This is a genomic window from Pseudomonas sp. PvP027, from assembly GCF_017833005.1.
Classification (GTDB): Bacteria; Pseudomonadota; Gammaproteobacteria; order Pseudomonadales; family Pseudomonadaceae; genus Aquipseudomonas; species Aquipseudomonas congelans.
In genome coordinates this window covers 571165-584323 of the sequence record NZ_JAFIBK010000001.1, presented here as the reverse complement: position 1 = coordinate 584323, position 13159 = coordinate 571165, and the positions used below count along the sequence as shown (strand labels likewise).

At 58.3% G+C, this 13159-nt stretch carries 10 protein-coding genes; 6 read left to right on the top strand and 4 right to left on the bottom strand.

Going from position 1 to position 13159, the window contains the following annotated elements:
• Positions 1-20: 20 nt before the first annotated feature.
• On the top strand, positions 21-779 hold the full coding sequence (cobF, locus tag JOE33_RS02030) for a precorrin-6A synthase (deacetylating) (protein WP_010433798.1): 759 nt from the start codon (positions 21-23) through the stop codon (positions 777-779).
• On the opposite strand, the gene JOE33_RS02025 is transcribed toward cobF, so the two are convergent.
• Together JOE33_RS02025 and JOE33_RS02020 are read right to left on the bottom strand one after the other, a co-directional pair.
• A complete protein-coding gene (locus JOE33_RS02025) occupies positions 776-2110 on the bottom strand; it encodes a glycosyltransferase family 4 protein (protein WP_187625889.1) in 1335 nt (444 codons plus the stop codon). The genes cobF and JOE33_RS02025 overlap by 4 nt on opposite strands.
• On the bottom strand, positions 2103-2474 hold the full coding sequence (locus JOE33_RS02020; protein WP_010433803.1) for a response regulator: 372 nt from the start codon (positions 2472-2474) through the stop codon (positions 2103-2105). The genes JOE33_RS02025 and JOE33_RS02020 overlap by 8 nt, the downstream gene beginning before the upstream one ends.
• A gap of 331 nt (positions 2475-2805) precedes the next feature.
• Here JOE33_RS02020 and JOE33_RS02015 point away from each other — a divergent pair, with 331 nt between their 5' ends.
• The 5 genes from JOE33_RS02015 to JOE33_RS01995 all read left to right on the top strand — a co-directional run bounded on the left by JOE33_RS02015 (position 2806) and on the right by JOE33_RS01995 (position 9460).
• Positions 2806-6324, top strand: coding sequence for a response regulator (locus JOE33_RS02015; RefSeq protein ID WP_187625890.1), 3519 nt, complete (start codon positions 2806-2808; stop codon positions 6322-6324).
• 49 nt (positions 6325-6373) lie between these two features.
• A complete protein-coding gene (locus tag JOE33_RS02010; protein WP_025991008.1) occupies positions 6374-7195 on the top strand; it encodes a CheR family methyltransferase in 822 nt (273 codons plus the stop codon).
• Positions 7192-7806, top strand: a complete 615-nt coding sequence (locus JOE33_RS02005; protein WP_122589707.1) for a chemotaxis protein CheB — start codon at positions 7192-7194, stop codon at positions 7804-7806. The genes JOE33_RS02010 and JOE33_RS02005 overlap by 4 nt, the downstream gene beginning before the upstream one ends.
• Entirely contained in the window at positions 7800-8981 is a 1182-nt protein-coding gene (locus JOE33_RS02000; protein WP_010433814.1) for a hybrid sensor histidine kinase/response regulator, read from the top strand. Before JOE33_RS02005 ends, JOE33_RS02000 begins: the two co-directional genes overlap by 7 nt.
• 101 nt (positions 8982-9082) lie before the next feature.
• Positions 9083-9460, top strand: a complete 378-nt coding sequence (locus JOE33_RS01995) for a response regulator (RefSeq protein WP_003318062.1) — start codon at positions 9083-9085, stop codon at positions 9458-9460.
• 69 nt (positions 9461-9529) lie between these two features.
• Here JOE33_RS01995 and JOE33_RS01990 read toward each other — a convergent pair whose 3' ends face one another.
• Together JOE33_RS01990 and JOE33_RS01985 are read right to left on the bottom strand one after the other, a co-directional pair.
• Positions 9530-11560 (bottom strand): response regulator, encoded by a 2031-nt coding sequence (locus JOE33_RS01990; protein WP_187625891.1) that lies wholly within the window; start codon positions 11558-11560, stop codon positions 9530-9532.
• Positions 11557-13041 (bottom strand): ATPase domain-containing protein, encoded by a 1485-nt coding sequence (locus JOE33_RS01985; protein ID WP_187625892.1) that lies wholly within the window; start codon positions 13039-13041, stop codon positions 11557-11559. Before JOE33_RS01985 ends, JOE33_RS01990 begins: the two co-directional genes overlap by 4 nt.
• Positions 13042-13159: the final 118 nt, after the last annotated feature.

Below are 13159 nucleotides of genomic sequence, written 5' to 3'. Positions count from 1 at the left end.
CATAGTGGAGGCGTTGACCGATGAAACAGATCCTGCTGATCGGTATGGGGGCCGGTGATCCCGAGCAGATCACCCTGCAGGCCGTTGCGGCACTGAACCGTGTAGCGGTGATCTTTATCCTCGACAAGGGCTACGTCGACGATCAGTTGCTGAGGCTGCGCAAAGAGCTCTGTCAGCGCTATATCACTCATGAACGCTACCGTCTGGTGCAAGTCCAGGATCCTCGGCGTGAAGATGATCCGCATGCCTACGAGCGCGGCATTGAAGGGTGGCACGAACAGCGCGCGGTACTGTTCGAGCGGTTATTGACCGATGAACTTGGCGTGGATCAGGTCGGCGCGTTTCTGGTCTGGGGCGATCCGTCGCTCTACGACAGCACGATGCGCATCCTCGACCAGGTCCTGGCGCGGGGCAAGGAAGCCTTCGAGTATCAGGTGATTCCCGGCATCACCAGCGTCCAGAGCCTGGTCGCGCGGCACCGTATTCCGCTCAATCGTATCGGCGAGTCAATTCATATCACCACCGGCCGACGTATGGCGACAGCTCCACTGGAGCCGCCCGGCAATGTCGTGGTGATGCTCGACGCACACTGCACATTCGAGCGCTATGTCGGGCAGGGGCTGGATATCTATTGGGGCGCGTACCTGGGCACGCCGGACGAGATACTGGTGGCGGGCAGGCTTGATGATGTCTGCGAGCAGATCAAGCGGCTGCGCAGCGAGGCACGCGAGCGCAAGGGGTGGATCATGGATACCTATCTGTTACGCAAACCTGCTTAAGCCGGTTTTTCATCCTTGTTGCGGTTCTTCGCTTCGATCCACTGCGCCATGTATTTGGTGCTCTTGTGGTGATGATGCCGCAGCATGGCGCCGGTGAAGTTCGCCAGGCGATGCTCCGCCAGTCCATTGCGAAGGGTCTCGATGCGCTCGATCAGGCTCGCACAGTGCTGGCGATGCTGAAAGCGCGTCTGCAGTAACGCCTGGCCCGCTTGTTGCGCTTCAAGCCAGAGGTTCTGGTCTTGATAAAGCCTGACCGCAGCGTCAGCGATGTCGGTGGGGTTATCGGCAATGATGCCGGGCCACGGCAGCCCGCCGCTCATGGCTTCCGCACCCATCGGGGTGGTGACTGACGGCGTTCCGCAGAGCATCGCGTCCATCAGCTTGCCTTTGATGCCAGCCCCGAAACGCAATGGCGCCAGGCACACCCGTGCATTGGACATGACCTCCAGGGCATCCTCGGCCCAGTGCTTCACATGAAAACCCTGCGAGGCATTGTGCAGCGCCGCAGCCTTGGGTGGCGTATAGGCGCCGTAGATGTACAACTGAGCGTCAGGCAGTTGCTGGCGGATCAGCGGCCAGATAGCTGTTTTCATCCACAGCACCGCGTCCCAGTTGGGCGCATGGCGAAAGTTGCCGATGCTGAGGAAGTGCGCGCGCTGCGCAAAAGGCCGGAAGCTGTCGGGAACGCCGTCGATCATCAACGGGCACCAGTGCAGCAGCGCGGCGGGCAGACCGAAAGGGCCGCTCAACAGCGAAATTTCGACATCGGATGTCATCAGGCTGAGGTCGCAGCGATACAACGAAGCGATTTCGCGCTGCGCCAGGTCACTGGAGGCGATCTGCCGGAAAAGGTGCGGCGTTGAAACGTCGCAACTGCCCGCCGCAACCTCGGCGCAATCGCTGTTCAGCGAGTCCTTCAACAACTGATGACGGGCATGGCGCAGGCTCTGGAAATCCGAGGTCTCCAGAATCCGCAGCGCGTCAGGGCATTGCTGCTCGACGCGCCAGCCGAACTGTTCCTCGATCATGAACTGATCGAAGAGCACGACGTCGGGCTGCAATTCGCTGACGAACGCGTCAAAACTGCTGTCGTTGAGCGCGATGTGCACTTCGCGGATGCCCAGGCTGAGCAGATCGGCGCGGTGTTCGCCTTCGGTGGCAGGGCTGGCAAACGTGATCTGCCAGTTCTGCTCCAGAAAGCATTGAATCAGTTGCATCATGTGCCCGCTGGCGGCCGAAGAGCGTGGTTCGGGCCACACGTAGCCGATGATCAGTAGGCGGGTGCTGAGAGGCTTTTCAGTGCCGTTGAAGGCAGCGTCGATGTCAGTCAAGGCTGTTTCCAAGAATGCTTTTTACCTTGTCACGCAACTGGTCGATGGAGAAAGGCTTGCCGATCGAGTGCATGCCTGGCGGCACGTCGATATTTTCGGAATAACCGCTGGCGAACAACACCGGCAATTGCGGGCGATATTCGATGACCTTTTTGGCCAGTGCGGTGCCTTTCATATCAGGCAACCCCTGGTCAGTCATCAACAGGTCGATGTGATTGGAATCGTCTGCAACAAAGGTCAGTGCCGACGTAGCGTCCTCGGCTTCCAGTACCTTGTATTCCAGCTCTTCGAGCACGTCGACAATCAGCATGCGCACAATGGCGTCGTCTTCGACCACGAGAATGGTGCGGGCTGTGTCGGGCATGGTTGACTCCTTAAACCTGAAAATGGCAATGGCGCAGACAATGTGGAATGTCGAGAATCCTTTCCCTTGAACTCAGGGTAACCGAGCGAGGGCCTGTCCGCTGTTGATACAGTCCCAGTATCAGTAAATAAAAACCGGGTGGAAGTTCAATCGAGGCACAAATACCGTAAATCGAGAGGAGGGTTCACGGGTTGGCGTCATTAATGAATACAGGCGTGAGCTTATCGCCCATTTATGTGTGAAATTTCAATCCTCTATGTCGGAAATAAGAGTGTTTTTCGTAGGTTTGCGGCAAACTCTACGGTTTTGATCCACTCGTCAGGGATATTTCATGAATCGGACGTCTGTTGTCGATGAACAACGCTTTCGAAAATTGCTGGGGCGTAACGTTGGCTTGCCATTGGGTGTCGGTGTACTGAGCGCAGTTTTCTTCATTCTGCTGATCAGTTATCTGCTCACTGCAATTCAGTGGGTCGAGCACACTGATCGGGTGATCAACAACACCAACCGCTCAATGAAATTGTCGATAGACATGGAAACCGGCATGCGCGGTTATCTGTTGACGGGTGATCAGCATTTTCTCGACCCCTATGAGGTCGCCAAGCCGCTCTTGCTTGCCGAGCTGCAGGGCCTGGAGAAGCTGGTAGACGACAATCCCACGCAACTGGACCGGTTCAGACGTCTGTCCACGCTGCAGCAGGAGTGGAATGCGTTCGCCCAGGAGATGATCACGTTACGGCGCAACAACGGCGATTATCAGACGCCGGTGCTGGCCGGACGTGGCAAGCGCATCACCGACCAGATCCGCACCGAATATGATCAGGCCGTGGAAATGGAGCAGCAACTGCGCCTGAACCGTAATGCGGAAGTCACCCGCAGTACCATTCTTTCCGTCACTCTTTATCTGATATTCGTAGTGATCGTCAGCGGAATTCTGGCCTATATCGGCCGCAGGGATCTGCTGTCGCTGTCCAATACGTACAGCGAAAACCTCAGGCTCCAGGAAATCAATGCAGAGCGCCTGCAGAAGGTGGCCTGGCTGCGCAATGGCCAGAGCGATCTGGCCGAGCAGGTTCTTGGGCAACTGACGCTGAACATGCTGGGCCGCAATATCCTCAAGTTTTTGACCCAATACCTGGGCGCGTCGGTGGCGGCTGTCTACATTCGCCAGGACCACGGCGGTCTGACACGGGTCGCCTCGTATGGCTTCTCTCGCGAACAGGAGCAGCAGGATCAGACCATTCACAGTGATGAAGGCATTGTCGGGCAGGCCGCCCTGCAGGACCGCATCATTACGCTGGATGAACTGCCGGACAATTACTTCAAGGTTGCTTCCGGCCTTGGCGACGGCTCGCCACGCAGCGTAGTGGTGGTGCCGACCAGCAATGACGATCAGGTCAATGGCGTGATCGAACTGGGCTTTCTGCGCGCCCTGACCGAGCGGGATACCGAGTTTCTTGAGCTGGTGGCGGACAACATCGGCACGTCCATCGAAGCCGCCCGCTATCGCCAGCGTCTACAGGAGGTGCTGGCCGAGACCCAGCAGCTCAATGAAGAGCTGCAGGTGCAGCAGGAAGAACTGCGCACCGCCAATGAAGAGCTGGAGGAGCAGTCGCGCATCCTCAAGGAATCCCAGGCCCATCTGGAGACCCAGCAGGCCGAGCTGGAACAGACCAACGAGCAGTTGGCCGACCAGAGTCAGGCGTTGGCCGATCAGCGCGATGCGCTGGATCGGAACAACGAAGAACTGAATATTGCCCAGGCCGAGTTGCAGGCGCGGGCAGACGAGCTGCAGCGCGCCAGCAAATACAAGTCCGAGTTCCTCGCCAACATGTCCCATGAGCTGCGCACGCCGCTCAACAGCTCACTGATCCTCGCCAAACTGCTGGCCGAGAACCCGGGTGAAAACCTCACCGCCGAACAGGTCAAGTTTGCCGAGTCGATTTACTCAGCGGGTAATGACCTGCTGAATCTGATCAACGACATTCTGGATATTTCCAAGGTCGAGGCCGGCAAACTGGAAGTGCGCCCGGAAAACAGCAGTGTTCCCCGACTGGTCGAAGGTCTGCGCACGCTCTTCCAGCCGCTGGCTGCCGAGAAGAAACTCGCGTTTACCGTCGATATCCAGGCCGGTGCGCCTACCATGCTGTTCACGGATCGCCAGCGTCTTGAGCAGATCCTCAAGAACCTGCTGTCCAACGCGATCAAGTTCACGGAAGCCGGCTCGGTCAGCATGGTCGTCTCGCGTCAGCCGGGCGCGGGTATCGCGTTCATCGTGCGTGACTCGGGCATCGGTATTGCCGAGGAGCATCAACAGGGTATTTTCGAAGCGTTCCGTCAGGCAGATGGCACCACCAACCGGCGTTATGGCGGCACCGGGCTGGGGCTGTCGATTTCGCGTGATCTGGCGGCATTGCTGGGTGGATCGATCAGCGTGACCAGCGCACCGGGGCAGGGCAGTATTTTCAGCCTGGTGCTGCCGGAGCATTACGTCGAGCAAGACGGTCGCGAGCCGGGCAGCGATTTGCCGATCGTGTCGGCGCCTCCTGCACTACAGCCACCTGTTCCGACGCTTGCGGTCATGCCACAGCCGGTCCCGGTACCCGCGCCGATGGATACGCCGGTGCCGGTATTTGCCGACGATCGTGACAAGGCGCCTTTCCAGCGGCGCTGCATTCTGGTGATCGAAGATGAAGTTCGATTCGCCCAGATTCTCTACGATCTGGCCCACGAACTGGGCTACGACTGTCTGGTAGCGCATGCTGCCGACGATGGCTTCAATCTGGCGTCGCGCTATACGCCGGATGCGATCCTGCTGGACATGCGCCTGCCGGACCACTCGGGCCTCACCGTGCTGCAGCGTCTCAAGGAGCTGGCGCCTACCCGGCACATTCCCGTGCACGTGATTTCAGTCGAGGATCGCCAGGAAGCCGCCTTGCATATGGGCGCCATTGGCTACGCGGTCAAGCCGACCACGCGCGAAGAACTCAAGGACGTGTTCGCCAAGCTGGAAGCCAAGCTGACGCAGAAGGTCAAACGTATCCTGCTGGTCGAGGACGACGCGCTGCAGCGTGACAGCATCGCGCGCCTGATCGGTGACGATGATATTGAAATCACTGCGGTAGGCTTCGCCCAGGAGGCGCTGGACCTGCTGCGCGATCACGTCTACGACTGCATGATCATCGACCTGAAACTGCCGGACATGCTCGGCAACGAGTTGCTCAAGCGCATGTCGATGGAAGACATTTGTGCCTTCCCGCCAGTGATCGTTTACACCGGCCGCAACATGACCCGCGATGAAGAAGCCGAGCTGATGAAGTATTCGCGTTCGATCATCATCAAGGGCGCGCGCTCGCCTGAGCGGCTGCTCGATGAGGTGACGCTGTTCCTGCACAAGGTCGAATCGCAGCTGTCCAACGAGCGGCAGAAGATGCTCAAGACCGCGCGTAGCCGTGACAAGGTCTTCGAGGCGCGCAAGATCCTCGTGGTCGACGACGATGTGCGTAACATCTTCGCCCTGACCAGTGCTCTTGAACATAAAGGCGCGGTGGTGGAAATCGCCCGCAATGGTCTGGAGGCGATTGCGAAGCTCAATGAGGTGGAAGACATCGATCTGGTCCTGATGGACGTGATGATGCCTGAAATGGATGGTTTTGAAGCGACCATCGAGATCCGCAAGGATCCGCGCTGGCGCAAGCTGCCGATCATTGCCGTCACGGCCAAGGCCATGAAGGACGATCAGGAACGTTGTCTGCAGGCGGGTTCCAACGATTACCTGGCCAAACCCATCGATCTGGATCGCCTGTTTTCGCTGATCCGCGTCTGGCTGCCAAAGATGGAGCGTATCTGAATGAGGCTTCAATGGAGGGGCGTCTGCAATGGCAAGCCCGGGCGGTACCATGCCCATTGATCGAAGCATGGATATCGAACTGCGGCTGCTGATCGAGGCGATTTACCTTCAGTACAGCTACGACTTTCGTGACTACTCCGGTGCGTCGGTCAAGCGGCGCGTGATCCATGCGCTGCGTCAGTTCGATTGTGCGACCATCTCCGCCTTGCAGGAGCGTGTGCTTCACGATCCTGCAGCGTTCATGCAACTGCTGCAGATTCTCACGATTCCGGTCAGTGAGATGTTCCGTGATCCCTCGCACTTTCTGGCAATCCGCAACGAAGTGGTGCCGGTACTGCGCACCTATCCATCACTCAAGGTATGGATTGCCGGTTGCAGCACGGGCGAAGAGGTCTACTCCACGGCTATTCTGTTGCGCGAGGAGGGGCTGTTGGAGCGGACCATCATCTATGCGACCGATATCAACCCCAGCTCGCTGGAAAAGGCCAAGCAGGGCATCTTCTCCATGGACAATGTGCGGACCTACGCCGAGAACTATCGGAAAGCAGGAGGGCAGCGCGATTTTGCCGAGTACTACACGTCTGCCTATGACTACGCGATCTTCGACAAGACGCTGTGCGAGAACGTCACGTTTGCCGATCACAGTCTGGCCACAGATAGTGTATTCTCCGAAACGCAATTTATTTCTTGCCGTAACGTACTGATTTATTTCAACAAAAAGCTTCAGGATCGAGCGTTCGGGCTGTTCCATGATTCGTTGTGTCATCGTGGCTTTCTGGCGCTGGGCAGCAAGGAAACGCTGGAGTTCTCCGCCTATGGTGGCGCTTTCGAAGCGCTGGTGAAACCCGAGCGGATTTACCGCAAATCATGAAAACCACGTTTGGCGCTGACGCGCCCAGCCACTCTCTGCCTGTAGTGGATGCCATTGTGGTCGGTGCATCGGCGGGCGGCGTGGAAGCCCTGCTGAAAATATTCAGCGGCCTGCGCAAGGGTTTTTCATTGCCTATCCTGATGGTTCTGCATCTGCCTGATGATCGGCATAGCCAGTTGGCCAATGTGTTTCAGAACCGTCTGGCAATTCCGGTCAAGGAAGCCGACGACAAGGAGAGCATAGTGCCCGGCACGTTGTACGTTGCGCCAGCGGGCTATCACGTCTCCGTGGAGTCCGACTTTTCCTTGTCATTGAGTCAGGAGGACAAGGTGTTTTATTCAAGGCCCAGTATCGACATCCTGTTCGGTTCCGCTGCTGATGCCTATGGGTCGCGACTGGCTGGCGTGCTGTTGACCGGTGCCAATAACGATGGCGCGAACGGGTTGCTGCAGATCAAGAAGTACGGTGGTTTCACGGTGATTCAGGACCCCGCGCAGGCTCAGGCGTCGACCATGCCTGAAGCCGGCCTGGCGCTGCACTCGCCCGATTACCTCCTTTCCCTGAACGATATTGGCCGCTTGCTGGTCGAGCTGGAACGAACCGCATGTTAAGTGAAATTCAGGCAAAACTGCTCATCGTCGATGATTTGCCGGAAAACCTGCTGGCGCTGGAAGCGCTCATCAAGCGCGGTGATCGGATCGTCTACAAGGCGCTGTCTGCGGACGAAGCGCTATCGCTGCTGCTGCAGCACGAATTCGCCATGGCCATCCTCGACGTTCAGATGCCCGGGATGAACGGCTTCGAGCTGGCCGAGATGATGCGCAGCACGGAAAAGACCAAAAGCATTCCCATCGTCTTCGTCAGTGCTGCCGGGCGCGAGCTGAATTACGCCTTCAAGGGCTATGAAAGCGGCGCCGTGGACTTCCTGCACAAGCCGCTGGATATTCACGCGGTGAAGAGCAAGGTCAACGTGTTCGTCGATCTCTACCGACAGCGCAAGGCCATGAAAATACAGGTCGAGGAGCTTGAGCGCAGTCGCCAGGAGCAGGAAGCCTTGCTCCAGCGCCTGCAGTCGACCCAGGGTGAACTGGAACACGCGATTCGCATGCGTGATGACTTCATGTCCATCGTGTCCCACGAGGTACGCACGCCGCTCAACGGGCTGATTCTGGAAACCCAGCTGCGCAAGCTGCACCTGGCCAAGGACAACGCCGCCGCGTTTACCATGGAGAAGCTGCGCGCGATGGTCGATCGCGATGAGCGACAGATTCAGAGCCTTATCCGCCTGATCGAAGACATGCTCGACGTATCAAGGATCCGCACCGGCAAGCTGTCGATCAGACCGAGTCCGTTCGACCTGAGCGAACTGGTCACGCAACTGCTGGAAAGCTTTGCCGCACAGATCGCTGCCGCCGGCTCCAGCATCACCCAGTTTGCCGAACAGCCGGTAATCGGCGTCTGGGATGAGTTCCGCATTGAGCAGGTGATTGCCAATCTGCTGACCAACGCGCTGCGCTACGGTGCGCGAAAGCCGATTGAAGTGCATGTGTACAGCAAGGACAGCGAGGCTTTCATCGAAGTCAGGGATCAAGGTATTGGCATTACGGCCGAAAACCAGAAGCGCATCTTTCAGCAGTTCGAGCGGGTGTCGAGCAATCACGCTGTTGCCGGACTGGGGCTTGGGCTGTTCATTTCCGATCAGATCGTCATGGCTCACGGCGGTCGCATCGAGGTGGAAAGCGAAGAGGGCAAGGGTTCGGTGTTTCGCATCTGTCTGCCTCTGTAAGGTCGCCGCCACCGGCAGTCAGGTTTAATCGCAGGCAGGCGCAACCTCCCACGCGTGCCGTGGTCGTAATGGCAGCTATTTATAAGATCAAAGGCAGTTCAATGAGCGCTGATGCAGAAAACGTCGTACTAATCGTCGAAGACGAGCCCCTGATCCTGATGCTTCTGGCCGATTATCTGTCGGGGGAGGGCTATCGTGTCCTGAAAGCCGAGAACGGCGAGCAGGCTTTCGAGATTCTGGCGACCAAACCCCATCTCGACCTGATGATCACTGATTATCGGCTGCCGGGCGGTGTCTCGGGCGTCCAGATTGCCGAACCTGCGATCATGCTGCGGCCTGAGTTGAAGGTGATTTTCATCAGCGGTTACCCGGCGGAGATACTCGATTCGGGCAGCCCCATCGCGCTGAAGGCACCGATTCTTGCCAAGCCCTTTACCATGGACACCTTGCACACCCAGATTCAGAAACTGCTGGCCTGAGCCGCCGGCCCGTCTGCCCCGAGAGCGGTCGACTGGATGAACCTGCGCTGCCTGAAGCCTGAGGATTGCTCAGGCTTCTATCATTTCCCGTACTTTCGAGGTCAGGTGATCGAACGCAAAGGGTTTGGTGATCAACTGCATCCCGGTGTCCAGAAAACCTCCGCGCACCGCTGCATGTTCTGCATACCCGGTGATGAACAGTACCTTGAGTTCCGGTCGCAGTTGCCTGGCAATTTCTGCCAGTTGCCTGCCGTTCATGCCTGGCAGCCCGACATCGCTGATCAACAGATCGATACGCTGCCCTGATTCCAGTATCGGCACCGCATCCAACGCTTCTCCGGCCTCTATGAAGGTGTAGCCCAGCTCACCGAGCACCTCACTGACCAGCGCCCGTACGGCAGGATCATCTTCGACGATCAACACGGTCTCGCCATTCTCGGCATAAATCGCATTGCTCTGGAAACTCTGCTCGGTCTCATCCGCAAGCCCCTTAAAGCGCGGCAAAAACAGCTGTACGGTGGTGCCGACGCCGACCTCGCTCTTGATCATGACGTGGCCATGCGATTGCTTGCTGAAGCCGTAAATCATCGAGAGACCGAGGCCGGTGCCTTGGCCGATGGGTTTGGTGGTGAAGAAGGGATCGAACGCTCGGCTGATCACGGTTTCAGGCATGCCGCAGCCGTTGTCGCTGACACTCAGTACGACATAGTCGCCTGGCAGCAGGTTCTCGTAGGCGTTGGTGAAGGATCTGTCCAGTTGCTGATTGGAGGTCTCGACCACCAGCGTACCGCCATCAGGCATGGCATCGCGGGCATTGAGTACCAGGTTGAGAAGAGCGCTCTCCAGCTGATTAGGATCGGCTTCTGCGGTCCACAGATCGTGTGCCAGGCGCAATTGCAGGTGAATGCTTTCGTTGACACTGCGTTGCAGCAGTTCGTCCATTGCATTGACCAGATGATTCATTTCGACTGGTTTGGAGTCCAGCGACTGCCGCCGCGAGAATGCCAGCAGGCGATGGGTCAGGGCGGCCGCGCGGTTTGCCGACGTCACCCCCAGATCGATCAGGCCGTTCAGGTCCTCGATGCGACCGCGCGCCAGACGGCGTCTTATCAACTCCAGGCTGCCGATGATCCCGGTCAGCATGTTGTTGAAGTCATGGGCGATCCCGCCAGTCAATTGGCCGACCGCTTCCATTTTCTGCGACTGACGGAGAATCTCTTCTTTGTGACGCAGCTGCGAGGTTCGCTCTTCAACCTGTTGTTCGAGCGTTTCATTGAGGCGGCGCAATTGCGACTCGGCCTGTTTGCGCTCGGTGATGTCGGAAGTCACGCCTGCCAGTGAGCCGACCAGGCCGTTCTTGCTGCGAGTGGCGCGGGCGCGTACATCCACCCAGTTCAATGACCCGTCCGGCCAGACGTTACGGTATTCGATGATCAAATCGACACCGGTGTCCAGACTGCGCTGCAACGCCGATTGCATTCTGGGCTGGTCTTCGAAATACACGGCGGCGAGCCAGTCGTCGTAATCGAAAGTGTTCTGCTCGTCGCGACCATAGTGACTTTTGGTGATGTCCGAACAGGTCAGTTTCAGGTATTCCGCGTCCAGCACCCATGAGCCCAGCCTGCCGGCCTTCAAGGCATTCTGCAGGCGGCCTTCACTTTCGTGCAGGTCCTCCATGCGCGCCCTGGCTTCGTACTGACGTCTTCGACCGCGCACCGCCGTCATTACCAGACTGACCAGGGTCGCGGGATGGAAAGGGCGTTCGAGGAAGGTCACGTTGCCCAGCAGATTGCCCATGCGCGCGGACGGATTGTGATCCGGTCCGCCGTGATGGGTCAGCAAGACGATGGGCAGGTCCGACCAGGCTGGCTGGCGGCTGAGGAGTTCCAGTAGCGGGGTCATGTCTGCATTACGCAGTGCCTCGTCGGCGATTATCGCCAGGCCGGCACCTGCGCTCAGCTCTCCGACCAGCTCGGGCACGTCACGGGCCACCGTTGCCGGGTAGCCCGCTTCATCGAGAATACGCGTGGCGATCTGGCTGTCCCGCCCGCGTGGGGCGAGAATGATCGCGCGCTCTGACAACAGACCTGGAATACTCACAGGTCGTCATCCTCCAGCAGCGGTGTCTTGTCGCCCATGTACGACGGCACACCGCGCAGTACGCCCTGGAATGCCGCCAGCGGTTCGCCGATTCTCAAACCGCTGGAGCTTATGCGGTACTCACGGATAGTGGACTCGTGAGTGCCGGTACGTTTCTTGATGATCGATATCGCACGGCGTACCTGACCCAGCGCTTCGAAATAGCGCAACAGAATCACGCTGTCGGCCAGGTAGGTAATGTCCACCGGCGAGCGCATGTCACCCACCAGCCCGTGCTGCGCAACGGTCATGAAGGTCGAGGCGCCCTGGCGGTTGAGGTAGAGCAGCAGCTCGTGCATGTGCAGAACCAGCGCGCTTTCTTCCGGCATTGCAGCCTGGTAGCCGTTGATACTGTCGATGACGACGGTCTTTATCTGCTTCTTATCGACTGCGCGCCGTACCCGGTGTGCGAATTCGCCTGGGGACAGCTCTGCCGCGTCGATCTGTTCGACCACCAGATTGCCGGTTTCCTGCAGCGCACGCAGGTCGATCCCCAGTTTGAGCATGCGCTCGAACAGCAGGCCCATTTCCTCATCGAATATGAACAGGCCCACACGCTCGCCGCGCGCGACCGCCTGCGCTGCGAACACCAGCGAAATGAGCGATTTCCCGGTCCCGGCCGGGCCGAGAATCAGAGTGCTGGAGCCGCCTTCGATGCCGCCGCCCAGCAGATCGTCCAGTTCCTTGATGCCGCTGCTCAATTGAGTGCGCGCATAGTTGGAACGATGCTCGGCAGCCACCAGACGCGGAAATACTTGGATGCCGTCCTCGGCAATGTTGAAGTCATGAAAACCACCACGGTATTTCTGGCCACGGTACTTGACGATTTTCAGGCGTCTGCGCTCGGCACCGTAAGTAGGTGTCAGTGACTCCAGACGAATCACGCCGTGGGCAACGCTGTGCACGGTCTTGTCCAGTGCCTCGGTGGTCAGGTCATCGAGCAGCAGGACCGTCGCGTTGTAGCGAGTGAAATAATGCTTGATGGCCAGAATCTGGCGCCTGTAGCGCAACGAGCTCTGCGCCAGAAGACGGATTTCCGAGAGGCTGTCGATCACCACGCGAGTAGGTTTGACGCGCTCGACCACCTCGAATATTTGCCGGGTCGCTTCACCCAGCTCCAGGTCCGAGGAGTACAGCAGGCTTTGGTGATGATCGGCATCGAGCAGGCTTTCAGGCGGCGTCAGTTCGAAGATATTGATATGTTCGTCGAGCTCCCAACCGTGCGAGGCTGCACCCGAGCGAAGCTCGCTTTCAGTCTCGGACAAGGTGATGTACAGGGATATTTCGCCCGCTGCCGCTCCGGCCTGCAGGAATTGCAGGGCCACAGTTGTCTTGCCGGTTCCGGGTTCCCCCTCGAGAAGAAACACATGACTGCGTGAAAGACCCCCTGCAAGGATGTCATCCAGGCCTTCAATGCCGGTTGCCGCTTTTGACGTATTCAAGTATCGCCCTCTGATAACCGTACAGGTTTTGTCATTACTTATTACTGGACCTTCAGGTAATGCGACCGTTCCCCCTATTTGAGGGGGGCAGCGATATCCAATATAGCCGGGCGGGTGG

Excerpts from the sequence above, each read along its gene's own strand:
- cobF (WP_010433798.1), top strand. The coding sequence starts at position 21 with ATGAAACAGATCCTGCTGATCGGTATGGGGGCCGGTGATCCCGAGCAG.
- JOE33_RS02020 (WP_010433803.1), bottom strand. The coding sequence starts at position 2,474 with ATGCCCGACACAGCCCGCACCATTCTCGTGGTCGAAGACGACGCCATT.
- JOE33_RS02015 (WP_187625890.1), top strand. The coding sequence starts at position 2,806 with ATGAATCGGACGTCTGTTGTCGATGAACAACGCTTTCGAAAATTGCTG.
- JOE33_RS02010 (WP_025991008.1), top strand. The coding sequence starts at position 6,374 with ATGCCCATTGATCGAAGCATGGATATCGAACTGCGGCTGCTGATCGAG.
- JOE33_RS02005 (WP_122589707.1), top strand. The coding sequence starts at position 7,192 with ATGAAAACCACGTTTGGCGCTGACGCGCCCAGCCACTCTCTGCCTGTA.
- JOE33_RS02000 (WP_010433814.1), top strand. The coding sequence starts at position 7,800 with ATGTTAAGTGAAATTCAGGCAAAACTGCTCATCGTCGATGATTTGCCG.
- JOE33_RS01995 (WP_003318062.1), top strand. The coding sequence starts at position 9,083 with ATGAGCGCTGATGCAGAAAACGTCGTACTAATCGTCGAAGACGAGCCC.